Origin of the sequence: Caenimonas soli (genome assembly GCF_013155545.1) — a bacterium.
Lineage (GTDB): Bacteria > Pseudomonadota > Gammaproteobacteria > Burkholderiales > Burkholderiaceae_C > Ramlibacter > Ramlibacter soli.
In genome coordinates this window covers 115,845-141,527 of the sequence record NZ_JABJVV010000010.1, presented here as the reverse complement: position 1 = coordinate 141,527, position 25,683 = coordinate 115,845, and the positions used below count along the sequence as shown (strand labels likewise).

Genomic DNA, 25,683 nt, shown 5'->3' with positions numbered 1-25,683 from the left:
GGTTGCGCCGCTGGTTAGCCGAAGTGGCAGATGTAGTGATAGGCCTGGGCTACGCGGATCTCGAAGCTGGAATTGCCCGGCACGCTGAATTGGTCGCCGGGACCGCTCTTGCGCCATTCGTCGGTGCCGGCGAGCTTGTACTCGCAGGCTCCGGCCACGCATTCCATGATCTCAGGCGCGCCGGTATTGAAAGTCAGTTGTGCGGGCAAGACCACGCCGACGGACTTTTTCGTCCCGTCGGCCAGGATAATGGAGTGGCTTACGCACTTGCCGTCGAAGTACACATTGGCCTGGGTCGTGACGCCGGCGACGGCTAATTTTTCGGTGGTCATGGCAAAGGGCTGGGGGGAAACGACCGATTTTAACTTCGGTCAACCCCCAGCCCCGGACCGCAGGCCCCGCCCGGACGCTATCGCCGGTGGTGGTGATGGTGGCCGCGTGAATACCCGAGGTTCAGCGACAAGCCGATGGGCGGGTAATAGTACGGACGCGCGTAGTAATAGGGGTAGGCCGCGGGATACGCCGGGTATGCCGAATATGCCGGGTAGTAGCTCGGGTACGTGACCACGGGCGCCGACATCACGGGCTGCACCATGGGCGTGCCGACGATGACGCCCACCGCAGTTCCCGGGGGGCCGGAGCTCGGGCCCTCGGCCACCGGCGCGGCAGTCGCATATCCGCCGGTCGCGGGACCGCTAGCGCCCGCCATCGGCGTGAGTTCCAGCCGGATGGTCGCGCCCGGGTCATAGGGCAGCTGGACGCTGTGTTGCCTGCCCGCGTATTCGTAGGTGACGTTGTAGCCTACCGTGCGGTTTTCGTAGGTGGTCTGGGTGGTGCATTGCTGCACGTTCTGCACGTAGCCGCTCGGGCCTTCGATGTTGTTGCCCACCGCGGCCCCGCCGACCAACCCGATCAGGGTGGCAGCCGCGCGGCCCGAGCCATGGCCGATCTGGTTGCCCAGCGCACCGCCCGCTATCGCGCCCAACACCGCGCCGCCGCCCGAATTGGGCTGCTGCACAACCATCGGCTGGTAGTTGCACACCTGCCGCGGCACAGCCACTTGCTGGACCACCGGCGTGCTGGAAATGACTCGCCCGACCTCTTCGGCGGCTTCGACCGTGCCGGCAGCAGCCAGCAACCCCATCGCTGAAAACAAAACAGCTCTTTTCATCGACCGCTCCTTCGGTTGCCTTCAATGCTGAAATTTTAGGCAAAACCCGCGCCGCAAGCGCTGCCATTTGGGTAAAGCGACGGTAAAAGTGCCTGTTCAGGCGCCCCGCAGCAACGCCCAGGCCGCCGGATCGAAGCCGACTGTGGTGTTCTCGCCCCATTCGACGACCGGGCGCTTGATGACGCTGGGCTGGTCCTGCATCAGTTTCCTGGCGCTGTCCGCGTCATTCACTTCGGCTTGAGCGGCCGGAGCCAGCTTGCGCCAGGTCGTGCCCTGCCGGTTGACGAGGCGCTCCCAGCCCAGTTGCGCGATCCAGCCGTCCAGCTGCTGCGCGGGCACGCCCTGCTTCTTGAAATCGTGAAACTCGTAGGCGATGCCGTGCTCGCCCAGCCAGGCGCGAGCCTTCTTCACGGTGTCGCAGTTGGTAATGCCATACATAACGATCTTCATGGATGGGCCTGTTCACACTATTTTTGCAAGATGCGTTGCGGATCAAAAAGGTCATGCGCAAGGCGCGAAACGCGGCCGGACTCAACGTCCGGCAAGGCTTCGCAACGCGGCGCATGGCCTTTTTGGCCGCAACCCGAAGGGAACGTGGTTAAAACAGCGCCACTCGTTGTTGCACTCCTAGCCCAGGCGGCCAGCCTGGGCGTCGTCGCGCGCCTAGATTGGCGCTGTTTTAACCGCGTTCGCACTTGCAAAAATAGTGTGAACAGGCCCAAATCATAGTGCTGGGACAATGCGTGCATGGAAACCCTGCAAGACTGGCTGGCGCACTGCGAAAGCCTGCACCCCAAGACGATAGAGATGGGCCTGGAACGCGTGCAGGCCGTGGCCACGCGGATGGGCCTGCGCTTTGACTGCCCGGTCATCACCGTCGCCGGCACCAACGGCAAAGGCTCGACCTGCGCCATGCTGGAGGCGATCGCCCTGCAAGCGGGCTATCGACCCGGCGTCTACACCTCGCCGCACCTCGTGCATTTCGAGGAGCGCTGCCGCATCCATGGCGAAATCGTCGCGCAACAGGACCTGGTGCCGCATTTCGAGCGGGTCGAGGCGGCGCGGCAAGGCGTGACGCTGACCTACTTCGAGTTCACCACGCTGGCTATCATGGGTCTCATGGCGGCTTCGGGACTTGATCTTGCGATCCTGGAGGTGGGCCTGGGTGGGCGCCTGGACGCCGTGAACATCGTGGACGCCGACTGCGCCGTGATCACCAGCATCGACCTGGACCACATGGACTATCTCGGCCCCGACCGGGAAAGCATAGGCCGGGAGAAGGCGGGGATCATGCGAACCGGCAGGCCGGTGATCGTGAGCGACCCGGTGGCGCCGCAAAGCGTGCTGGACCGGGCCGTCGAGATCGGGGCCGATCTCTGGACGCTGGGCCGCGATTTCAATTTCTCCGGCGACAAGCAGCAGTGGGCCTGGGCCGGCCGCGGCCGGCGCTATTCGGGCCTGGCCTATCCGGCCTTGCGCGGGGCCAATCAGCTCATCAATGCGTCGGGCGCGCTGGCTGCGCTGGAGGCGTTGCGCCAATCGGTGCCGGTCACGGCGCAGGCCGTGCGCAACGGCCTGGCCATGGTGGAGCTGCCGGGGCGGTTCCAGATCGTGCCCGGGCAGCCCGCGCTGGTGCTCGATGTGGCCCACAACCCGCACTCGGTCGCAGCGCTTGCGGCCAACCTGGACGCGATGGGCTTCTATCCGACTACGCATGGCGTCTTCGGCGCGATGGCGGACAAGGACCTGGGCCCCATGCTCGCGAAAGTCGGGCCGCTCATCGACCGCTGGTACTTCACCGACCTGCCGACGCCGCGAGCCGAGAGCGCGGCGCACCTGCTGGCGAAATGGCAGGCGCAGAACAAGCGCACCGATGTGGGTGCGAGCACCCACGGCGACCCGATGGAAGCGTTGCGTGCGGCGGTGGCCGCCGCGGACCCCGCTGATAGAATCGTGGTCTTCGGATCGTTCTACACCGTGGGCGGCGTTCTGAAGGACGGTTTACCCCGCCTTCAGGCCAAACATCTCGCGAGCTGACAGCATTCATGCCCTTTTTCAAATCCCGCAAAGGTGGCGACGAGTCGGCAGCCACCCACCGCCAGCCCGAAAGCATCGAGGCGATGCGCAGGCGCGCCAGGCACCGGCTGATCGGTGCCGGCGTGCTCGTGCTGATTGGCGTGGTCGGCTTCCCCTTGCTGTTCGACACGCAGCCCCGTCCGATCGCCGTCGACATCCCGATCGAGATTCCGGACCGCAACAAGGTCAAGCCGCTGCCCGTCCCGGCCCAGCCCGCTGTCCAGGCGCCGGCGCAGCCGAAGGTTGCCGAGGCTGCGCCCGCGGCCGAAAGCAAGCCCGAGGCCAGCCCCGAACCGAAACCTGAACCCAAACCCGAACCGAAGGCGGAGCCTCAGCCCGAGCCGAAGCCCGAGCCCAAGGTAGCGGCCAAGCCCGAAGCCAAGCCCGATAACGGCGCCAAGGCCAAGGCCCTGCTCGAGGGCAAGTCGAAGGCGGCCGCCGTCGAGGGCCGCTTCGTCGTCCAAGTGGGCGCCTTTGCCGACGTCGGCAAGGCCCGCGAGGCCCGCCAGAAGGTGGAACGCGCCGGGCTGAAGACCTATACGAACGTGGCCGAAACCAAGGACGGCAAGCGCATCCGGGTCCGCGTGGGCCCCTTCGCGAACCGGGCTGAAGCCGACAAAGCGGCTGACAAGATCAAGGGCCTGGATTTACCGGCCGCGATCCTCACCTTATAGATGGTCGCGCTCGACTGGGTGTTCCTGGCCGTGCTGGCCGCTTCGCTGCTGCTGGGCGCCTGGCGCGGGTTGGTGTATGAAGTGTTGTCGGTGATCAGCTGGGTGGCGGCGTTCATCCTGGCCCAATGGTTCGCGCCCAAGGCCGCGGCCCTGCTGCCGATGGGCAGCGCGGGCGAGGCGATGCGCTACGCGGCCGGGTTTGTCGTGGTGTTCATCGCCGTGGTGTTCACCGGGGGGCTGTTGGCCTGGCTGACCAAGAGGCTGGTCGAGGCCGTGGGGCTGCGACCGATCGACCGCGCCTTGGGCGCGGCGTTCGGCCTGATCCGGGGCGCGGTGCTGCTGCTGGCGCTGGCCGTGGTGATCAACATGACGCCGCTCAAGCGCGGCGAGTGGTGGGCGGAGTCGAAGGGTGCCGACGTCGCGACGGCGGTGCTCAAGGAAATGAAACCGGTATTGCCCGAGCGGTTCGGGCACTACCTACCGGGGTAAGAGGCTCTTATGTGTGGAATCGTCGGCGTTGTCAGTAGCGCCCCAGTCAACCAGCTGATCTACGACGCATTGCTGCTATTGCAGCATCGCGGCCAGGATGCGGCGGGTATCGTCACCCAGCAGGAGCGCAAGTTCTTCATGCACAAGGCCAAGGGCATGGTGCGCGACGTGTTCCGCACCCGCAACATGCGGGCCTTGCCGGGCACCGCAGGCCTGGGCCAGGTGCGCTATCCAACCGCCGGCAACGCCTATAGCGAGGAAGAGGCGCAGCCCTTCTACGTGAACGCTCCCTTCGGCATCGTGCTGGTGCACAACGGCAACCTCACCAACGCTCAGGAGTTGAAAGCCGAGCTGTTCTCCACGGACCATCGCCACATCAACACCGAGAGCGATTCCGAGGTGCTGCTGAACGTCTTCGCCCACGAGCTGGAGAAGTCCACGCGCGGCGTGCCGCTGCAGCCCGAGGACGTGTTCACCGCCGTGCGCAACGTGCACCGGCGCGTGCGCGGCTCCTATGCCGTCATCGTGCTGATCGCCGGCCACGGCGTGCTGGCTTTCCGCGATCCGTTCGGCATCCGGCCCCTGTCGATGGGCCGCAGCAAGGACGGCACCGTGATGGTGGCCAGCGAATCGGTTTCGCTGGAGGGCACGGGCCATGTGTTCGAGCGCAACTTGGCGCCCGGCGAAGCCGTGTTCATCGACCTGCAAGGCAAGGTCCACGCGCAGCAGTGCGCCGACGCGCCCAAGCTGTTCCCCTGCATTTTCGAATTCGTGTACCTGGCCCGGCCCGATTCGGTCATGGATGGCATTTCCGTTTACCAGGCGCGCCTGAACCTGGGCGAGACGCTGGCCAAGCGCGTGGTTTCCACGGTGCCGCCCAACGAGATCGACGTGATCATCCCCATTCCGGAATCCAGCCGGCCCAGCGCCACGCAGCTGGCGCATCTGCTGGGCGTGCCGTACCGCGAGGGTTTCGTGAAGAACCGCTACGTGGGCCGCACCTTCATCATGCCGGGGCAGGGTGTGCGCAAGAAGTCGGTGCGCCAGAAGCTCAACGTCATCGCCAGCGAATTCAAGGGCCGCAACGTGCTGCTGGTGGATGACTCCATCGTGCGCGGCACCACCAGCCGCGAGATCGTGCAGATGGCGCGCGACGCCGGCGCCAAGAAGGTGTACCTGGCCAGCGCCGCGCCGCCGGTGCGTTTCCCCAACGTGTACGGCATCGACATGCCCACCTCCAGCGAACTGGTGGCCCATGGCCGCACCATCGAGGAAGTGCGCCAGATCATCGGCTGCGATGCCCTGATCTACCAGGACGTGGAAGGGATGAAGCGCGCCATCGGATCGCTCAATCCCCAACTCGACGGCTTCGACGCTTCCTGCTTCGACGGCGTGTATGTGACGGGCGACATCAACGCCGACGACATCGCGCGCATCAACGAAGCGCGCATCGGCCAGGAAGACCCGCTGGAAGAAGACACCTCGCGGCTGGCCTTGCCGAACGCACAGGACGCATAAGATGTGTGCCCCCACGTTTGCAGCTACGCTGCTGCACTGCCCCCCGAGGGGGCCCAGCCCTTCTAGGGGCGGCCCGGCGAAGGTCTGATCATGCCCGAGAAGAAGCTGCCCGCGGGCCTGCACCTCGAAACGCTCGCGGTACGCGCGGCCGTGGACAAGAGCCAGTACGGCGAGAACTCCGAGGCGCTGTATCTCACCTCCAGCTTTACCCAGCCCGACAGCGCAACCGCGGCCCGCCGCTTCGCCGGCGAGGAAGAGGGCTACATCTACTCGCGCTTCACCAACCCGACCACGGCCAGCATGGAAAAGCGGCTGGCGGCGCTGGAGGGCATGGAAGACGCCATCGCCACTTCCAGCGGCATGAGCGCCATCCTGCTCCTGTGCATGGGCCTGCTCAAGGCGGGCGACCATGTGGTGTGCTCGCGCTCGGTGTTCGGCTCGACCATCAAGCTGATAGGTACCGAGTTCGGCAAGTTCGGTGTGGAGAGTTCCTTCGTTTCGCAAATCGATGTGGGCGAGTGGAAGGCCGCGATCAAGCCCAACACCAAGCTGTTGTTCGCCGAGACGCCGACCAATCCGCTGGCGGACGTCTGCGACATCCGCGCGCTGGCCGACATCGCGCACAACGCTGGCGCCTTGCTCGCCGTGGACAACTGCTTTTGCTCGCCGGCCTTGCAGCAGCCCGTGAAGTTCGGCGCCGACATCGTCGTGCACTCGGGCACCAAGTACCTGGACGGGCAGGGCCGCGTGGTCGCCGGTGCGCTGGTGGGCGGCGAGCAGCTGATCGCGGACAAATTCATCCCTGTGATGCGCAGCGCCGGCATGAGCCTGTCGCCATTCAATGCCTGGGTCGTGCTGAAGGGCATGGAAACGCTGGGCATCCGCATGGAAGCGCAGTCGCAGCGCGCGCTCGAGCTGGCCAAGTGGCTGGAAGGCCATCCCAAGATCGAACGCGTCTACTACCCGGGCCTCAAGAGCCACCCCCAGCATGAGCTGGCGATGGCGCAGCAGTCAGGGCGCGGCGGCGCCGTGGTGTCCTTCGACATCAAGGCCGCGGATGCCGACCATGCCCGCAAGAATGCCTTCCATGTGGTGGATTCGACCCAGCTGCTGTCGGTCACCGCCAACCTCGGCGACGTGAAGACCATCATCACCCACCCGGCGAGCACCTCGCACGGGCGCCTGACCGAACAGCAGCGGCTGGCCGCCGGCATCCGGCAGAACCTGGTGCGTGTTGCGGTGGGATTGGAACACCTGGAAGACCTGAAGGCCGACCTGTTGCGAGGGTTGGACACGCTGAACTAAGAACGGGCCCGGGCCCACTGGCATGGGGAGAGCGCGATGACCGAGCTTCGAATTTCCGCGGGCCGCTGAGAAGGCCCGCGCCATGCTGCAGACCCTCGCCGTCCAGAACTACCGCACGCTGCGCGACTTCGTCATTCCGCTGGAGCCGCTCAACCTGATCACAGGCGCCAACGGCAGCGGCAAGTCCAACATCTACAAGGCCTTGCGGCTGCTGGCCGAAACCGCCCAGGGCGGCGTGATCGGTTCGCTGGCGCGTGAAGGCGGACTGGCTTCCACGCTGTGGGCCGGGCCCGAGACGCTGTCGGCCGCGATGCGGCGCGGCGAGGTTCCCATCCAGGGCACGGTGCGCAGGAAGCCGGTGAGCCTGGGGTTGGGATTCGTCGGATCGGAATTCAGCTATTCGATCGACCTGGGGCTGCCGGCGCCCAGCTCGTCCGCCTTCAGCCTCGACCCCGTCATCAAGAGCGAATTCGTCTGGGCCGGACCGGTGCAGCGTCCCTCGGCCATGCTGGTCGAGCGCAAGGGCGCCTTGGTGCGATCGCGCGGGGACGACGGTGAGTGGCAGATCGTGCACGATCGCATGGCCGGCTTCGACAGCATGCTCTCGCAGGTCGCCGATCCGCGCCGCACACCGGAGATGCTGGCCTTGCGCGAGCAGATCCGCTCCTGGCGCTTCTACGATCACTTCCGCACGGACGCGCAGGCCCCGGCGCGCATGCCCCAGATCGGCACGCATACGCCCGTGCTGGGCCACGAGGGAGCCGACCTCGCCGCGGCCCTGCAAACCATCCGCGAGATCGGCGATCCGGCGGCGCTGGACCAGGCCGTGAACGATGCCTTTCCCGGCGCTGCCATTGAAATCGAAAGCCGGGACGGCCGCTTCGAGACCACCATGCGCCAGCATGGCCTGTTGCGGCCGCTCAAGGCGGTGGAGCTCTCTGACGGCACCTTGCGCTACCTGTTGTGGATTGCCGCGCTGCTTTCGCCGCGGCCTCCCGAATTGCTGGTGCTCAACGAACCCGAGACCAGCTTGCATCCCGACTTGCTGCCGGCGCTGGGCCGCCTGATCGGGCAGGCGGCCCAGCGTTCGCAGGTGTTCGTCGTTTCTCACGCCAATCGGCTGATCGCGGCCCTGCAAGAGCAAGGCTGCCAATCACTGACCCTGGAGAAGGAACTCGGCGAAACGCGGGTCGCCGCCCGGGACGAGTTCGACCGCCCCGCCTGGCACTGGCCAGCACGCCCATAAAATGGGCTCATGACAGTTCGCACCCGCTTTGCTCCCTCGCCCACGGGATTCATCCACCTGGGCAACATCCGCTCCGCGCTTTACCCCTGGGCGTTCGCGCGCTCCACCGGCGGCGAGTTCATTCTGCGCATCGAGGACACCGACGTCGAGCGTTCCTCGCAGGCCGCCGTCGACGTGATCATCGAGGGCATGGCCTGGCTGGGCCTGGACCATGACGAGGGCCCGTTCTACCAGATGCAGCGCATGGACCGCTACAAGGAAGTGCTGGGGCAGATGAAGGCTGCCGGCCTGGTGTACCCGTGCTACATGAGCGTGGGCGAACTCGACGCCTTGCGCGAGCGCCAGATGGCCAACAAGGAGAAGCCGCGCTACGACGGTACCTGGCGGCCCGAGCCCGGCAAGACGCTGCCGCCGGTGCCCGAAGGCGTGCAACCGGTGCTGCGATTCAAGAACCCGATGGGCGGTGTCGTGGCCTGGGAGGACAAGGTGAAGGGCCGCATCGAGATCAGCAACGACGAGCTGGACGATCTGGTCATCGCCCGTCCCGACGGCACCCCTACGTACAACTTCTGCGTCGTGGTCGATGACATCGACATGCGCATCACGCACGTGATCCGCGGCGACGACCACGTCAACAACACGCCCCGCCAGATCAACATCTTCCGCGCGCTCGGCGAGGAGCCGCCGGTGTACGCGCACCTGCCCACCGTGCTGAACGAGCAGGGCGAGAAGATGAGCAAACGCAGCGGCGCCAAGCCGGTGACGCAGTTCCGCGACGAGGGCTTCCTGGCCGACGCCGTGGTGAATTACCTGGCGCGACTGGGCTGGTCGCACGGCGACGACGAGATCTTCAGCCGCGAGCAGTTCCTGCAGTGGTTCAACCTCGATCACCTGGGCCGCAGCGCGGCGCAGTTCGACGAAGCCAAGCTTCGCTGGGTGAATGCACAGCACATGAAGGCGATGGCCGACGGGCCGCTCGCGCAGCTGGTGGCGCAGCAACTGCAAAAGCGCGGCATTGCCGCCGACGATCGCCTGCCCGGCATCTGCGCGCTGTTCAAGGATCGCTGCGACACGACAGTGGCGCTGGCCGATTGGGCCGTCAAGTTCTACACCCCGGTGCAGCCCGATCCCAACGAGGTTGCCAAGCATGTGGTCGAGGGTGTGCGACCGGCCGTCGGCATGCTGGCCGCGATGCTTGAGAGTTGTCCGTGGAACAGGCCCGCCATTGGCGAGGCCATCAAGGAAGTGCTGCGTGCCACCGGCATGAAGATGCCGCAACTCGCCATGCCGGTGCGCGTTTTAGTGATGGGAACGGCGCAAACACCATCGCTAGATGCGGTGCTGGAACTATGCGGCCGCGAGGAAGTACTCAGCAGGTTGAAGGCGGTCTAGAAAAACTGGCTATAATTCAAGGCTCGGAAATTGACGGGCTGGCGCGAAGCGGCAGACCGGAAATAATGGGGGTATAGCTCAGCTGGGAGAGCGCTTGCATGGCATGCAAGAGGTCATCGGTTCGATCCCGTTTACCTCCACCACCGAAGTCAGTTCAGGTTTTGACCCTATCGTCTAGAGGCCTAGGACATTACCCTTTCACGGTAAGTACCGGGGTTCGAATCCCCGTAGGGTCGCCAAATTAACCGCAGGTTAACAAGGCAACAAGCCGGCAGCACTTGGCCCGTAAGGGCGAAAGCAGCCTACCAGGAGTGGTAGTTCAGTTGGTTAGAATACCGGCCTGTCACGCCGGGGGTCGCGGGTTCGAGTCCCGTCCACTCCGCCAAGCATCTGGGGGCTTTGTTGCTATGAAAGTAGGAGCAAAGCCCCTTTCTCATTCCAATGTTTGGAATTCGAAGGCGCACATGAGGCTCGACAAGCAGGCGCGAAAGAGGGCGGCCGAGCTGAGCGGGCACCATCATTATTGGCAGATCGACGAACGCCAGGATTGATCCAATCGCATGGCATGCAACGCCTTAGCTGCCGAGAGGTCTCGCCGACGGCGCTTCGCCGGGTGCGAAACTCTCATGGTGCGCCAGAGCCGACACATGGCAGTTCCGTGGCCTAAAGCAGCGCGGACCAACACGTCCCCCGCAGCGAACTTCAGTGGCGTCACGCGCCGGTAAGCGCCTTGGTCACGTGCGCGTCCACCCAGCGCACTGCATTGTCGACGCACTGGCGGGACACGCGCTGGAGACAAACAGGTAGGGATTGGTAGTGTCGGCCAGAAGCGGTCGGTAGTCGCACAGGTAAGTCTCCAGATCCCGTAGACCTCGGGGCGAACCGGCACGTCATAGGCGTAGTCCTTGGCCGCCCCCGACATGTTTTTGAAGTCTTTCCTGTCGATCCCGATGCGCTACTGACAGTCCACCTTGCCAAGTTGCGCCGGGTCACCAAAGGCGCTCTGTCAGCAGCTTCAGATTTTCGTTCGCTCAGATCGCTTCAGCTTGGCCGCCGGTCGTGGGCCGCGCGGCATGCAGCCTGAGCTAGCGCCGGCTACGTTGGACGGAAGCAGACGGCCTGGCATTGCTTGCCTGAGGGCCCACCGGCGGTAGGGATGACGCGGGGTCGCTCTGCCTAGAAACTGTTGTTGCGGCGCTGCGCCTCTTTTCCGTAGCTGGCGGTACGGTGCGAAGTCGCGCACAATTCGTTACTTCGACATTATGGACAAGGCCCCGCCGCAACTCCTGTCAGTCGCCGGGCGCACCCTGGCATCGCGGGATGCTGTGTTGCGCTGCCAGGCGGCGCTGCTATCACGCAGGCCGCTTGCTGATGCCGCCACGGCGCTCGCGGCGGAACTGGCGGAGATTCTTCGCTGCCGACGGGTGAGTGTCGGCCTTCTCAAAGACGAACGAATAGTCATAGCCGGAAGTTCTCAGACGGGCGAGATCGACCTTCGGCTGGAGGCCGGCGCTGCGATTGCAGCCGCCATGCACGAATCGCTGGATCAAAGCCAAACAGTGCGGTGGCCACCGCTCGAGGCGCACCCGCACGTTACGCTCGCGCACCGACAGCTAGCTGGAGCCGCCGAGGCCTGCAGCGTTCCCATCGTGGCAAGTGGGCAGGCGATTGGCGCGTTGACTGTTGAAAGTGGCTCCGACACGCCGCTGACGCTGGTAGAAATCGCGCTATGCGAGGAAGTCGCTTCGTTTTCAGGGCCTGTCCTGGCCATGAAGCAAGACGCCGAAGCGCCCTGGCGCGCTCGCTGGCGCAACACACTGCGTGAGCGCCTGGCAACGCGCGAGCGGCGTCATCTCGCCATGGGCACCGCCCTGGCGGCCCTGTTGCTGGCCCTGGCAGCGCCGCTGCCGTGGCGCGTGAGCGCACCCGCGCGGCTGGAAGGTTCGGTTCAACGTGCCGTCGTGGCCGCCGCTGACGGATTCCTGCAACAGACCAACGTTCGGCCCGGCGATCATGTCAAAGCCGGCCAGGTATTGGCGAGGCTGTCGTCGCAGGACTTGGAGCTGGAGCGCAGGCGCCGAGAAAGCGAGTTACGACAGCACGAGAATGGCTACCGGGCCGCGCAGGCCCGCAACGACCGGACTCAGATGGTCGTGAGCCAGTCACGGGCGGCGGAAGCGCAGGCGCTGCTGACGCTGGCCGAGACTCAGCTCGAACGCAGCCAACTGACGGCGCCCTTCGACGGCATTGTGATCAAGGGCGACCTGACGCAGAACCTCGGAGCGCCAGTGCACAAAGGCGAGGTGCTGATGGTGTTGTCCGCCTCGGACGGCTTCCGGCTGATAGTCGAAGTCGACGAGACGGACATCGGCGCGGTCCACCCGGGACAGCCCGGACAGCTGGCGCTAGCTGCACGGCCCGAGAAGCCGCTGCGGTTCACCACCAAGCGCATCGTGCCCGTGGCGACTGCCGCCGACGGCCGCAACTATTTCGAGGTGGAGGGCGTGCTGGACGATCGGCAGGCCGACCTGCGGCCCGGCCTGAGCGGCATTGCCAAGATCGAGGTGGGGCAGCGCTCCGTAGCCTGGCTCCTGTTTCACCGTGTCGCCTCCTGGCTTCGCCTGGCGCTCTGGACGCTGGCCCCGTGAGCGATTCGCTGACCAGCGGTTCGTGGTACCGGGTCGCCCCGCTGAAGCCTAGCCTGGTGGACGGCCTTAAGATCGTTCGCCAGCGGGTGCGCAACCAGCTCTGGCACGTGCTGGTGGAGCCGGGCTCCGGCCGACAGCTTCGGCTGAATCCCGCAGCGTATATCTTCGTCGGCCAGTGTGACGGCCGTGCGACGGTCGAAAGTCTCTGGCAGGGGATGCTGCGGCAGCAGGGAGATGAGACGCCCAGCCAGGACGACATCCTGCGGCTTCTGGCGCAGCTCTATCGCGCCGGCATGTTGCACTTCGACGCCGCCCCGCATCTGTCGCTACTGTTCGCGCGTCGTGGGGAACATGAGGAACGGCGTCGGCGCGCCTTCATCAATCCGCTGATGCTGCGCATCCCGCTGTTCGATCCCACTCGGCTGCTAGAGCGGTTGGCGCCGGTGGGGGCGGCTCTGGCCGCCTGGCCCGTGTTCGCGCTGTGGGCGTTAGCGATATTGCTGGCGGTAGTAGCCGCAGCAGTAAGCTTCCCACAGCTAAAGGCGGACGCCCTGCGGGTTTTGGCTACGCCGGCTAGCTATGCGATCGCCTGGGTCGCATATCCGATCATCAAGGCTCTGCACGAGTTGGCTCATGCGCTTGCGGTACGCATTTTCGGTGGCGCCGTCCACGAAGTCGGCATTTCGTTGCTGCTGCTCACACCGGCGCCGTATGTCGATGCGAGTGCGGCAAATGCTTTCGAGAGTGCCCGGCAGCGCGCACTCGTGAGTGCCGCCGGCATCATGGTCGAACTGGCGCTGGCCGCAGGAGCAATGTTTGCCTGGGCCGTGCTCACGCCCGGGCTGCTGCGCGACGCGTCGACCGTGGTGCTGCTGATTTGCTCGATTTCGACCCTCCTGTTCAACGGCAATCCGTTGCTGCGCTTGGACGGCTACCACCTGTTGTGCGACCTGCTCGAATTGCCCAATCTGGCAGTGCGCAGCCGAGCTTGGTGGGCCTCGACCTGGCAGCGAAGGATCGGCGTTGGGCAGCCATTGCCAGCGGGTGCGCTGGCCGCAGGGGAAGCGAAGTGGCTCGTGGTGTACGCGCCGGCCTCGTGGGCATACCGGCTCGCGCTGCTGTTCGCCTTGGTGCTCTGGGTAGGACGCCACTCGTGGTTGCTCGGATGGCTCGCGTCGCTCGTTTTGGTTGGCTGGCTGGTCACCACTGTGGGCGGCGGACTGTTGCGCTCGGCCGCCGCGGCGCCCGAGCTCGCGGCACGGCGGGGCGTCCTGACCATCGGGGCCGGCGCCGTCCTGGTGCTACTGGCGGGCCTGTTCCTGGTTCCCGTGCCGGCCAGCGTGATGGCGCGTGGCGTCGTGTGGCCGCCCGATCAGGCCCAGTTGCGACCGGAGGTTAGCGGCTTTGTGGAGCGGCAGCTAGTGGCCGATGGAGCGATCGTCACCGCAGGCGACGTGGTGTTGGACCTGTCCGATCCGGAGTTGGTGGCACAGCACGAGAAGACAGTCGGCGAACGCGGCGGACTGTTGGCACAGCAATACCAAGCGCTGTTACAGGATCCCGCGCGCGCGGGAGATCTGAACCAGCAGATCGAGCGCAACGCCGCCGAACAGGAGCATGCGGAGGAACAGCTCGCTGGGTTGAAGGTTCGCGCCCGGAGTGCCGGCCGGGCAATCTGGCCGCGCGAGGAGGACGCCTTGGGCACCTACGCCCAGCGCGGCAGAATGGTCGGATACCTGCTCGGCTCCGATCCGGCACTGGTGCGGCTGGTGCTGCGCGATGAGGACCTGCTACGCGTGCGCGGCCGCGTGCAGTCTGTGGAAGTTCGGCTGGCGGAAGCGCCCTGGATTGCGCATGCGGCCGTCTTGCAAAACGAGACGCCGGCAGCCACCCGCCAGCTCCCAAGCGCCGCCCTGGGCGATCGCCACGGCGGGCCCGTAGCCGTGGACCCCGCGGACGGCGACGGATTGCGAACCCAGCTTCCTGTCTTCCTGATGGACGTGCAGGTGCCGGCCCTGCCCGCGGGCCACGTCGGCGGCCGAGCATGGGTGAAGCTCGCGCTGCCACCGGAGCCGCTCGGCTGGCAGGCGCTGCGCATGGCGCGGCAGCTGCTGCTGCGCCAGTTCAACCCTATTGGACAAACATGAGCCGCGCGGGCGCGGTCCGCGGGTGGCCCTTCCCGGGCGTAGTCTGGGGTGAGTATCCGGAGCAGACACCGCAGCCGGGCGCACGGCGCTACCAGTGTTGCCTGGGACTGCGGGCCGTTCAGCGCTTTGCCGATGCTGCCGCAGCCGCCGGTGTGATTTCGGAGTCAGCCTTGTCGGCACGCCTGATGGCGCTTCCGGGGCTGGCGGAGGACGCAGATGCTTGGCTGCTTGAGGCAACCGTGCTCGCAGCCAGTGCGCTCGCCCATACCACCGGCTACGCCCCGCACAGGCAACAGCTGATGGCTGCGCGAGTGCTGCTGGACGACCGGCTCGCGGAGATGGCCACCGGCGAAGGAAAAACCGCAGCCATCGCGATCGCGGCAGCTGTGGCCGCGCTCGGTCGCGCGCCGGTCCACGTGGTCACCGCCAACGACTATCTGGCGCAGCGCGACGCGGAGACGTTGCGTCCGTATTTCAACCGGCTGCAACTCAGTGTTGGTGCTGTCACGCAGGCGATGCACGCGGTCCAGCGGCGCCAAGCTTATCGCGCGGACGTGACCTACTGCACTGCGAAGGAGCTGGCCTTTGACTATCTGCGCGACGGCCTCGCGCATGCAGCGGACCTGTCACCACTGGAGCAGCGCGCCCGCCGGCTGGCAGGCACAGAGGGCCTGCCGCCGCCGGTTTTGCGCGGCTTGTGCGTGGCGATACTTGACGAAGCCGATACGGTGCTGATCGACGAAGCGCGCGTGCCGCTGGTGCTGGCGCACGCGCAGGGCTCCCCCGCCGAGTCCGTTTTCTACCGGGAAGCCCTTGCAATGGCGCGGCGACTGGCTGCGGACGACGATTACCAGCCGTGCGGCGATGGCCGACGCTTCCAACTGACGGGACGCGGTAGGCAGCAACTCGCCGCCTGGCCCATTGCCAACGATTCACTGCTCGGGCACCGCGCGCACCGGGAAGCCGCGGTGGAACTCGCGCTCGTGGCCCTGCACGTGCTGAACCGCGACCATGACTACGTTGTGCGGGACGGCAAGGTGGTGCTGATCGACGAGACGACTGGACGAGCCGCTCAGGGGCGCGCATGGTCCGCCGGACTGCACCAGTTGGTGGAATGGAAGGAGGGCGTTCCGGCGTCGCACCGCAACTCGACCGTGACCGAGATCACGTTGCAGCGCTTTTTCCCGCGCTACCTTCGTCTGGCGGGTGCCAGCGGCACGCTGGCGGAATCACGCGACGAGCTCCGGCAGGTATACGGCCTGGATCTGGTGGTCATTCCCCCGCGGTTTCCCTCACGCGTCAAGATGGCGCCGCTCCGCCTGTTACCCGATAGCAGTGCGCTGTGGGACGCCGTCGCCCTGCAGGCGCGCACCCTCGCCAACGAGGGCAGGCCGGTGTTGATCGGCACGGAAACGGTGGCCCACTCCGAGGCCCTATCGGCCGTGCTGGCGCGGCAAGGCTTGCCGCATGAGGTGCTGAACGCGCGCCAAGACCAGCAGGAGAGCCAACTCATCGCCTTGGCGGGACGGGCCGGCCGCATCACGGTAGCGACCAGTATGGCGGGCCGTGGCACCGACATCCGCTGCGATCCCCAAGTATTGGAACGCGGTGGCCTGCATGTGATCTTGTGCCAAGTGAATGCGTCCGCGCGCATCGACCGGCAATTCCTCGGGCGAGCCGGGCGGCAGGGGCAACCCGGCAGCGTGCAGCGAATGGTGTCTGCGGACGCTTTGGTGCTGCAGCGCTGGTGGCCTCGCGCTTGGCTCCAGGCGCTGGCACTCAACGGAATCCCGGAAATCGTGCCAAAGATCACGCTTATGATCGCGCAACGACGTGAATCCTTTACATATCGTTACCATCGTGCCAGACTGAGCCGTGTCGCCGAATCCGTGGAGCGCGACTTGACGTTCAGTCGGCAGGTGCAACATGAAAAAGCTTAGATGGGTGGTTGCCGCGTCGTTCGCGGTTCCCGCCGCCACTCTCGCGCAGGCGTTAGGGTGTCTGATCGAGCCGTTTCGCGTGTCCGAAGTGGGCAGCCCGACGATTGGGGTTATCGATTCGACCGCGGTTGACCGGGGCGAACGAGTGCGCGCAGGACAGGTGTTGGCCACCCTGCGCTCCAACGTCGAACGCCAGTTGCTTTCAGTTGCTCAGAGCAAGGCCGAGGCCATCGGTGAGCTGCGGGCTGCCCAGGCCAATGCAGATCTGGCACGCCAGAAGCTAGGGCGGGCTAAGGATCTTGCCAACCAGCAGTTCATTTCAGACCAGGCGCTGGAGCAGGCCCGCGCAGAGGCCATCGTTGCCGAAAACCGGCTCACGCAGGCACGCGAGCAGCGACAGGTCTATGCGCGCGAGCACAGCCTCGCGCAGGCACAACTCGAACAGCGCACTATTCGCAGCCCGATCTCGGGCGTCGTGGTCGAGCGCTACCTCGCCACCGGCGAACGAGTTGAGGAAAAGCCCGTCTACCGGATCGCCGTCGTCAACCCGCTGCGGGTGGAGGTCGTGCTGCCGGCGAAAAACTACGTCGACGTGCGCCACGGCATGAACGTCATGGTCACGCCTGAGTTCCCGGGTGCCGAGCCGAGGCTGGCCAAGGTAACACTTGTGGACCGCGTTATCGATGGAGCCAGCAATACATTCCGCATCCGGCTGGAGTTGCCGAATGCCGACTTCTCCCTGCCGGCTGGCCTGCGCTGCAAGGCTGACATCGGCGGCGCCACTGCCCGGCAGAGCGTCCCTACCGCGTCTTCGCCGCGGCTGAGCCCGTCGCCAGCGGGTCGGTTCGAGCCGGTGCGGGCGAACTCGCTGCCCGCTAGACCCTAGGCGGACCGAACATGCCTCGATCTCAGCGCCTCCGTCCCGCCTCGCTTCGCCCGGCGCCCATGGCGGAGTTGCTGGAGCCGCGGCTTCTGTTTTCGGCCGATCTTGCCGCGGCATTGCCACTGGACATGGATACGGCCGATGCGCCGGTGGAGCAGCGCACGCTGGACACCAACGGTGAATATGCCGCCGAAACGACCGCGCCTGGGACAGCGGCCGCTGTCGCCACCAACTACGCCGCTACGACGCTTACCTTTGAGGTCAACGAAGGACAGGCCGCGGAAGGCGTGGACTTCATCGCCTATGGCGGGGGTTACGGTATTTCGCTGCAGGGCGGCAACGCGTCCCTAACCCTACTGACTGATAGCGGCCAGCGTACCGTTCAACTGGAGCTCGCAGGCGACGCTCGTTCCGCCGAAGCCGAAGGCCAAGCCCAGCTGCAGACCCGCAGCAACTACGTCATCGGGAACGATCCTTCCGCATGGCAGACCGGCATCGCCAACTACGGTGCCGTGGTCTACCGCAGTGTCTACGAAGGCATCGACGTTCGCTACTACGGCAACCAGCGGCAGCTGGAGTACGACTTCATTGTTGCCGCCGGCGCTGATCCGTCAGCGATCAGCTTGCGATTCGAGGGGGTTTCGACGGCCTCTATCGCTGAGAACGGGGACCTCGTGCTGCGCGTGGAAGGCACCGATAGCGATGTCCGTTTTCGAGCGCCGGTGAGCTACCAGCGGGGCCCCGACGGACTTGAAGAGGTGGCGAGCCGCTACGAGATCCGGGCCGACGGCAGTATCGGCTTCGTCGTCGAAAACTACGACCGCTCGCGTGAGCTGGTGATCGACCCCGTGCTGGACTACGCGACCTACTTCGGCACGACCGGAAGCGAGAGCGCGCCCGCCATCGCGGTGGATGCAGCGGGCAACGTCTACATCACCGGCCGCACCACCAGCAACAATCCGCCCCTTGGCGGCGTGCAGGGATCTGGTGGCGGGCCCGGAGACATTTACGTGGCGAAATTCTCGCCGGATCTCTCGACGCTGTTGTTTTCCACGCGGATTGGCGGCAACGGCGACGAGCAAGGCAACGCCATTGCTGTCGATGCCGCCGGCAACATAGCCGTCACCGGCTGGACTCAGTCCGGTGATTTTCCGATGCAGTCGGCGGCCGACAGCTCGCGTTCTGGCGCCCAGGATTCAGTGATTTTCAAGCTGAACGCTTCTGGCAGCCTGGTGTTCAGCACCTATTTCGGCGGCAACAGCACCGGCGACTCCGGCAATGCGGTCGCAATGGATTCCGCCGGCAACGTCTACGTGGCTGGTCAGGCCAGCGATGACGGCCTGCTTCCGCTGGTGCTGCAACTGCTGTTCGGCTCCTCGGACAATGCCTTCATCAACAAATACGACGCCAATGGTGGCGTGGTCTATCAAGAGTTGTTCGGGGGCAGCTCGACGGATGTGGCCACGGACATCGCCCTTGGCAGCACCGGCGACGTCTACGTCGTCGGTAATACCCAGTCCTCCAATTGGAGCGCGACCGGCGGAGCAGATGGCTCGCTGGGGGGCGCGATCGACGGCTTTTTGCTCCATCTGGATGCGGCCGGGAACACAAGCTACTCTACTTACATCGGCGCGAGCAACGCGGACACGGTGACGGGCGTAGCCACCGATGGCAGCGGCAAGGCCTATGTGGTTGGGGTGACGCGCACAGGGGTTAGCTTCCCTACTACCGCCGGCGCCTTCCAGACCACGACCGCGGTCAGCAACGCGGACACCGGTTTCCTGCGCATCTACGACACCAACCAGACTGGGGCCGCCTCGCTGGTGTATTCCAGCTACCTTGGAGGGTCCAGTTCTGACCGTCCAACCGACGTCGCATATGCCAGCGGCCGTGTGATCGTGGTGGGGAAGGCTGGTTCCACGGATTTTCCGATCACCGCCGATGCCGTGCAGTCGACCCATGCCGGCTCGCCGATGTACTTGGCCGTGATCACCCCCGCTGGCGCGGGCGCGGCCGACCTGGATTACGGTACGTACTACGCAGGCGACATGGTCAACGTAGGCGACATTGCGATCTCAGGCAACCACGCTTATGTATCGGGCGATATATCCGGTAGCGGGTGGGCGACGACTGGCGCGTATCAGACAGCCAACCAAGGAAGCGATGCGTTCATTGCCGCCTTCACGCTGCCCAATTTCGCGCCGGTCCTGAATGGCGTGTCCCAGCCGGCGGCCATCCCGGAAGACAGCGGCGCCGGCGCTGGATTCCTGATTTCATCTCTACTGGCGGGCCAGGTCACCGACTTGGACACGGGTGCACTCCAGGGCATCGCCATCATCGGATTCGACTCCAGCAGCGGCAGCTGGGAGTACACGGTCGACGGCAGCAACTGGAATGCCGTCACGGCTCCTTCGGTGGCAAGCGCGCTGCTGCTTGCTGCGGACGCGCAAACTCGGCTCCGATTTGTGCCCGCTGCGAACTTCAACGGTACGGTGGCGTCAGGGCTGACCATTCGCGCGTGGGACCGCACGTCCGGCACCGCCGGCGGCCGGGCCGACACCACGACCACCGGCGGCACCACAGCGTTCAGCAGCGCAATTGGCAACGTGAACATTACTGTCACCCCGGTCAACGACGCGCCGACCAGCGCGCCGGTGACGTTGCCGGCAACTAGCGAAGACAGCGCAGCGATCACCATCACGCCGACCCAGCTGCTGGCCAACGCCGGCGATGTGGACGGCGACACTCTCACGGTCAGCGGGCTGGCGGCCAGCAGCGGCAGCCTCATTGCCAACGCCGATGGCACCTGGAGCTTCACCCCGGCCGCCGATTTCAACGGCACGGTCAGCTTCAGCTACACCATCAGCGATGGCACGGCCATGACCCCCGGCAGTGCCAGCTTGCTGGTGACCCCGGTCAACGACGCCCCGAGCACCACGCCGGTTGCCTTGCCGGCGGTGAGCGAAGACAGCCCCGCAATCACCATCACGCCGACCCAGCTGCTGGCCAATGCCGGCGATGTGGACGGCGACACCCTCACGGTCAGCGGCCTGGCGGCCAGCAGCGGCAGCCTCACGGCCAATGCCGATGGCACCTGGAGCTTCACCCCGGCGGCCGACTTCACCGGCACGGTCAGCTTCAGCTACAGCGTGAGCGATGGCACTGCCGCGGTCGCCGGCAGCGCCAGCTTGACTGTCACCCCGGTCAACGACGCACCGACCAGCGCGCCGGTGACGTTGCCGGCGATCAGCGAAGACAGCGCCGCGATCATCATCACGCCGACCCAGCTGCTGGCCAACGCCGCTGATGTGGACGGCGACACTCTCACGGTCAGCGGGCTGGCGGCCAGCAGCGGCAGCCTCGCTGCCAACGCCGATGGCACCTGGAGCTTTACCCCGGCCGCCGACTTCAATGGCATGGTGAGTTTCAGCTACAGAGTGAGCGACGGTGTTGCCACGGCCGCTGGCAGTGCCAGCCTGCAGGTCACCGCGGTCAACGATGCGCCGACCACCGCCCCGCTGACGTTACCACCGGCCGCCGAGGACAGCGCCGTCATCATCCCGCCGACCCAGCTGCTGGCCAACGCCGGCGATGTAGACGGCGACACTCTCACGGTCAGCGGGCTGGCGGCCAGCAGCGGCAGCCTCATTGCCAACGCCGATGGCACCTGGAGCTTCACCCCGGCCGCCGATTTCAACGGCACGGTCAGCTTCAGCTACAGCGTCAGCGACGGTGTTGCCGCAGTCGCCGGCAGTGCCAGCTTGACTGTCACCCCGATCAACGACGCGCCAACCACCGCGCCTGTCACCTTGCCGGCGATCAGCGAGGACAGCGCAGCGATCATCATCACACCGACCCAGCTGCTGGCCAATGCCGCTGATGTGGACGGCGACGCCCTGACCATCACCGGCCTGGCGGCCAGCAGCGGCAGTCTGAGCGCCAACGCCGATGGCACCTGGAGCTTCACTCCGGCGGCCGATTTCAACGGGACGGTGAGTTTTAGTTACAGCGTGAGCGACGGTGTTGCTGCGGTCGCCGGCAGCGCCAGCCTGCAGGTCACCCCGGTCAACGACGCACCGACCACCGCCTCCGTGACGTTGCCAGCGATCAACGAGGACAGCGCGATCACCATCACGCCGACCCAGTTGCTGGCCACCGCCGCTGATGTGGACGGCGACGCCCTCAGCGTCACCGGCCTGGCGGCCAGCAGCGGCAGCCTCACTGCCAACGCTGATGGCACCTGGAGCTTCACCCCGGCCGCCGACTTCAACGGCGCGGTGAGCTTCAGCTACTCGGTCACCGATGGCACTGCCACGATCGCCGGCAGCGCCAGCCTCACGGTCACCCCCGTCAACGATGCGCCGACCAATGCGCCTGTCACCTTACCGGCGATCAGCGAAGACAGCGCCGCGATCACCATCACGCCGGCGCAGTTGCTGGCCAACGCCAGCGATGTGGACGGGGACGCCCTCAGCATCAGTGGGCTGGCCGCTAGCAGCGGCAGCCTGAGCGCCAACGCCGATGGCACCTGGAGCTTCACGCCGGCCGCCGATTTCAACGGCACGGTGAGCTTCAGTTACAGCGTCAGCGACGGTGTCGCCGCGGTCGCCGGCAGTGCCAGCTTGACTGTCACCCCGGTCAACGATACGCCAAGTACCGCGCCGGTGGCGGTGACGTTGCCGGCGATCAACGAGGACAGCGCGATCACCATCACGCCGACCCAGTTGCTGGCCAACGCCGCTGATGTGGACGGCGACGCCCTCAGCGTCACCGGCCTGGCGGCCAGCAGCGGCAGCCTCACTGCCAACGCTGATGGCACCTGGAGCTTCACCCCGGCCGCCGATTTCGCTGGTACCGTGAGCTTCAGCTACTCCATCAGCGATGGCACTGCCGCAGTCGCCGCCAGTGCCAGCCTGCAGGTCACCGCGGTCAATGACGCGCCAAGTACCGCGCCGGTGGCGTTGCCGACGGTCAGCGACGAACCCGAGGAAACGGTGAGCATTGGCGGCCCGGCTACAGTCAGTTTCACACCGCTTGATCCGACGCCGACCACGTTGCCGCCTGACACCGCTGCACCAACAATTTTTGCGGGGCCGTCAGGTGCGGGCGAGACGGTAGCTTCAGGGGGGAGCCGAACCTCGGGATTCATCCTAGGTGCCCAAGGCGTCGCCACGGAGCCATCCGACACTGCCCCGACGTCAGTCGGATCGTCAGTTACCGGGCGTCTCGTGCTTGTAGCGGATTCGGGCCAGAGCCACCGCAGCGTGGTGTTCGATCCCACAGGCCTCCAACTGATCTCCATGCGAGCGGAGGTCGAGCTCGTGCTGGCGCGCTTTGGCATCGACAGTCAGTCGGATGACGCGCGACTAGAAGAATTTCAGAGCGCGGTGCGGTCGGCCGCTTTCATCGGCGAGCTGGACCGCCTGCGGGAATCAGCACGCGAAGATCTGCAGTTGGACAAGTCGGTCACCATCTCGGTCGCGAGCGTGTCGCTTGGACTCTCCGTGATCTATATCCTGTGGCTGATTCGAAGTGGCGTGCTTCTGGGTAGCTATCTCTCGGCCCTGCCCGCGTGGCGCTTCCTGGATCCCCTGCCCGTGCTGTCGCGTATGACGGATGAGGAGGACGATGGGGAGGACGATGGGGAGGAGGAGCCGCTCGATTTCGACCGCGGCAGCCCCCGCGATGACCTGCGAGGTTTCGCATGAAGATCCTGAACACGCGGACTTATATCTCGCTCGGCCTCGTGTCCTTGGTCAGCACAGTGCTGCTGGCCGCCTCGTTCTTAGGCCTGGTGCCGGACCGCAATAGCGCCATCCGCGATGGGCGGATCGGATTGGCGGAGTCACTAGCGGCCAGCAGCACTGCCATCCTGAGCAGCGTCGACCCGCGGCCCCTGGAGGATGTATTCCGCTTCGTGCGGGCGCGCAACGAGGACCTCCGCTCGATCGGCTTACGGGCGCACGACGGTAAGCTGCTCATCGCTGTCGGCGACCACCTGGGCAACTGGGTGCCGATCGAAAACGCGGCCACGAACGACGCGCAAATCCAGGTTAATTTAGAAGCTGGCGGACGAGCCTGGGGGCAACTGGAGCTCCGGTTCCAGCCAACCAGGTTATCGGGACTGATGGGCCTGCTGCAGACTCCGTTGATGCCACTGCTGGCGTTTTGCTCCCTTCTGTGTTTCCTTGGCTTTCACGTGTATCTCACACGGGTCCTGCGCCACCTCGATCCCTCGCGGGCGATCCCAGGCCGCGTGCGTTCGGCATTGGATTCGCTCACTGAGGGCTTGGTCGTCATCGACCAGAACCAGACAGTGGTGCTCGCCAACGAGGCCATCGTGAAGCTGCTGGGGAAATCGAACGAAGATCTGATGGGCGGGCCAGTGTCCGCGATTGCGTGGCTCGATGCGACAGGTCGGCCGCTCACGCCCGGGTCGTTTCCATGGGCTACCGCGCTCGCGCAAGGGGTCGTGCAGCGCGACCTGCACATCAAGCTCAAGGACGCGAACGGGCAGGAACGCACTTTCGTGGTGAATTGCTCCCCGGTCATGACTACCGGCAAGCGTGCCTCCGGTGTTCTCATTAGCCTCGAGGACATCACTCTACTTGAGCAGAGCCGGGTGGAATTGCGCTTTGCAAAGGAAGAGGCGGAGGCAGCCAATCGAGCGAAGAGCGAATTCCTGGCGAACATGAGCCACGAGATCCGTACTCCGATGAACGCCATACTCGGCTTTACGGAACTGCTGCGCCGAGGCTTCGGCAAGAGCGAACGCGAATCTTCACGCTATCTCGACACGATTCACCACAGTGGCAAGCACCTGCTGGGGCTGATCAACGACATTCTTGACCTTTCGAAGGTCGAGTCCGGCCAGCTGACCGTGGAGAAGATCCCCTGCGCACCGCACCAACTGGTCCAACAGGCAGTGGCCGAGCTGCGGCTGAAGGCGGAGGAGAAAGGCATCCGGTTGTCGCTTGGCCTTCTCACACAAGTGCCGGAACACGTGCAGTCTGACCCCGCGCGCATCCGGCAGGTTGTGCTCAACCTGCTTAGTAACGCCATCAAGTTCACGGAAAAGGGCAGCGTTGAGGTGCTGCTTGCCTGCAACGGCGCCATCTACACGGTGGAAGTACACGACACCGGTATTGGCATGGAGCCGGAGAAGGTCGAGAGCATGTTCGACCCCTTCACGCAGGCAGACGCATCAATCACGCGGCGTTTCGGCGGCACCGGCTTGGGCCTGGCGATCAGCCGCCGCTTTGCACGCGCGCTCGGTGGCGAACTAACAGCTACCAGCCAACCGGGCGTGGGCACCAAGATGCTCTTCAGTTTCGAGAGCAGTCCGCTCGCAGGCGTACAGCTGCTCGATGCGACGCAATTCGTGACTGCGGCGAGTTCCGCCGGCGGCGACAGTCGCAGGCGCTGGCGCCTCCCGGCGGCCCGTGTGCTGGTGGTCGACGACGGCGCCGAGAACCGCGAGCTGCTTTCGCTGGTGCTGGCCGAACAAGGCCTTTGGGTTGAGGAAGCCGAGAACGGTCGGCAGGCGCTGGACAAGCTCGCGCAGGCCAGCTACGACTTGGTGCTGATGGATATGCAGATGCCTGTGCTGGATGGCTATGATGCAACCGTTGAGCTGCGCCGCCGCGGCTTGGACGTGCCGGTCGTAGCGCTTACAGCGCATGCGATGAAAGGCTACGAGGAGGAGGTGTTGCAGGCAGGGTGCACTGCCTTCCTGACGAAACCAATCGACATCGACGCGCTGCTGCAGCAGGTCGCGCAACTGCTGGGGGCTGAGATCCAAGAGTCAACCCAAGACTCACCGCCCGTGATGGCCGATTCGACGACGACCCTGCCCAAGGAGGCGGAGATGGTTACCGGACCCATCTGCTCGCGCTTCGCGGACAACGCCAAACTAGCGCCAATTGTCCGCAAGTTCGCGGTCCGGCTGCATCAGCAGCTGCGGCAGGCCCAGGAAGCGGTCGAGGCCGGAGATCTACCCGAAGTCGAGCGGCTGGCGCATTGGCTCGCGGGAGCTGCCGGTACGATGGGCTATGACGCCTTCACCGATCCAGCCCGCGAAATGGAGGCAGCGGCCAAGGCGGGAGAAGCGTCCCTGGCTGAAGGGTTGTTGCAACGCCTAAGCCGCATGGCGGACCAACTCGATATCCCTGAAATCGCTATCGGCTGACACAGA

General features: G+C 65.5%; 16 protein-coding genes and 3 tRNA genes. 16 read left to right on the top strand and 3 right to left on the bottom strand.

The window, feature by feature from the left end:
• Nucleotides 1-14 precede the first annotated feature (14 nt).
• The 3 genes from ppnP to HNE04_RS16975 all read right to left on the bottom strand — a co-directional run bounded on the left by ppnP (nucleotide 15) and on the right by HNE04_RS16975 (nucleotide 1,621).
• On the bottom strand, nucleotides 15-332 hold the full coding sequence (gene ppnP / locus HNE04_RS16985; protein ID WP_172221598.1) for a pyrimidine/purine nucleoside phosphorylase: 318 nt from the start codon (nucleotides 330-332) through the stop codon (nucleotides 15-17).
• Nucleotides 333-409: 77 nt separating this feature from the next.
• Nucleotides 410-1,171 (bottom strand): glycine zipper 2TM domain-containing protein, encoded by a 762-nt coding sequence (locus tag HNE04_RS16980; protein ID WP_172221594.1) that lies wholly within the window; start codon nucleotides 1,169-1,171, stop codon nucleotides 410-412.
• 96 nt (nucleotides 1,172-1,267) lie between these two features.
• The gene (locus HNE04_RS16975; RefSeq protein WP_172221591.1) at nucleotides 1,268-1,621 is read right to left on the bottom strand and encodes an ArsC family reductase; all 354 of its coding nucleotides are present in this window, start codon (nucleotides 1,619-1,621) and stop codon (nucleotides 1,268-1,270) included.
• Nucleotides 1,622-1,918: 297 nt separating this feature from the next.
• Between HNE04_RS16975 and folC the strand changes: the two genes are divergently transcribed.
• From folC to HNE04_RS16895, 16 genes are all read left to right on the top strand, one after another.
• Nucleotides 1,919-3,208 carry a bifunctional tetrahydrofolate synthase/dihydrofolate synthase gene (gene folC, locus HNE04_RS16970; protein ID WP_172221588.1) on the top strand — a complete coding sequence of 430 codons (1,290 nt, stop codon included), beginning with the start codon at nucleotides 1,919-1,921 and terminating at the stop codon, nucleotides 3,206-3,208.
• A gap of 8 nt (nucleotides 3,209-3,216) precedes the next feature.
• Nucleotides 3,217-3,921 carry an SPOR domain-containing protein gene (locus tag HNE04_RS16965; protein WP_172221585.1) on the top strand — a complete coding sequence of 235 codons (705 nt, stop codon included), beginning with the start codon at nucleotides 3,217-3,219 and terminating at the stop codon, nucleotides 3,919-3,921.
• Entirely contained in the window at nucleotides 3,922-4,410 is a 489-nt protein-coding gene (locus HNE04_RS16960) for a CvpA family protein (RefSeq protein ID WP_172221582.1), read from the top strand. It abuts the gene before it with no gap.
• A 9-nt stretch (nucleotides 4,411-4,419) separates the two neighbouring features.
• On the top strand, nucleotides 4,420-5,928 hold the full coding sequence (purF, locus tag HNE04_RS16955; protein ID WP_172221579.1) for an amidophosphoribosyltransferase: 1,509 nt from the start codon (nucleotides 4,420-4,422) through the stop codon (nucleotides 5,926-5,928).
• A 90-nt stretch (nucleotides 5,929-6,018) separates the two neighbouring features.
• Nucleotides 6,019-7,233 carry an O-succinylhomoserine sulfhydrylase gene (locus HNE04_RS16950; protein ID WP_172221577.1) on the top strand — a complete coding sequence of 405 codons (1,215 nt, stop codon included), beginning with the start codon at nucleotides 6,019-6,021 and terminating at the stop codon, nucleotides 7,231-7,233.
• An 82-nt stretch (nucleotides 7,234-7,315) separates the two neighbouring features.
• A complete protein-coding gene (locus HNE04_RS16945; protein ID WP_172221575.1) occupies nucleotides 7,316-8,479 on the top strand; it encodes an AAA family ATPase in 1,164 nt (387 codons plus the stop codon).
• A 9-nt stretch (nucleotides 8,480-8,488) separates the two neighbouring features.
• Nucleotides 8,489-9,871, top strand: a complete 1,383-nt coding sequence (gltX, locus tag HNE04_RS16940; RefSeq protein WP_172221573.1) for a glutamate--tRNA ligase — start codon at nucleotides 8,489-8,491, stop codon at nucleotides 9,869-9,871.
• Between the two features lie 67 nt (nucleotides 9,872-9,938).
• Nucleotides 9,939-10,014, top strand: a tRNA-Ala gene (locus tag HNE04_RS16935).
• 20 nt (nucleotides 10,015-10,034) lie between these two features.
• A tRNA-Glu gene (locus tag HNE04_RS16930) sits at nucleotides 10,035-10,110 on the top strand.
• 69 nt (nucleotides 10,111-10,179) lie between these two features.
• A tRNA-Asp gene (locus HNE04_RS16925) sits at nucleotides 10,180-10,256 on the top strand.
• Between the two features lie 877 nt (nucleotides 10,257-11,133).
• A complete protein-coding gene (locus HNE04_RS16920; protein WP_172221570.1) occupies nucleotides 11,134-12,519 on the top strand; it encodes an HlyD family efflux transporter periplasmic adaptor subunit in 1,386 nt (461 codons plus the stop codon).
• Nucleotides 12,516-14,666 (top strand): PqqD family peptide modification chaperone, encoded by a 2,151-nt coding sequence (locus HNE04_RS16915; protein WP_172221567.1) that lies wholly within the window; start codon nucleotides 12,516-12,518, stop codon nucleotides 14,664-14,666. Before HNE04_RS16920 ends, HNE04_RS16915 begins: the two co-directional genes overlap by 4 nt.
• On the top strand, nucleotides 14,663-16,606 hold the full coding sequence (locus HNE04_RS16910; RefSeq protein WP_172221564.1) for a preprotein translocase subunit SecA: 1,944 nt from the start codon (nucleotides 14,663-14,665) through the stop codon (nucleotides 16,604-16,606). The genes HNE04_RS16915 and HNE04_RS16910 overlap by 4 nt, the downstream gene beginning before the upstream one ends.
• Nucleotides 16,593-17,492 carry an efflux RND transporter periplasmic adaptor subunit gene (locus HNE04_RS16905; protein ID WP_172221561.1) on the top strand — a complete coding sequence of 300 codons (900 nt, stop codon included), beginning with the start codon at nucleotides 16,593-16,595 and terminating at the stop codon, nucleotides 17,490-17,492. Before HNE04_RS16910 ends, HNE04_RS16905 begins: the two co-directional genes overlap by 14 nt.
• 11 nt (nucleotides 17,493-17,503) lie before the next feature.
• On the top strand, nucleotides 17,504-23,197 hold the full coding sequence (locus tag HNE04_RS16900; RefSeq protein WP_172221558.1) for a cadherin-like domain-containing protein: 5,694 nt from the start codon (nucleotides 17,504-17,506) through the stop codon (nucleotides 23,195-23,197).
• Nucleotides 23,194-25,677: a hybrid sensor histidine kinase/response regulator gene (locus HNE04_RS16895; RefSeq protein ID WP_172221556.1), complete on the top strand. Its 2,484-nt coding sequence runs from the start codon at nucleotides 23,194-23,196 to the stop codon at nucleotides 25,675-25,677. The genes HNE04_RS16900 and HNE04_RS16895 overlap by 4 nt, the downstream gene beginning before the upstream one ends.
• Nucleotides 25,678-25,683 lie beyond the last annotated feature (6 nt).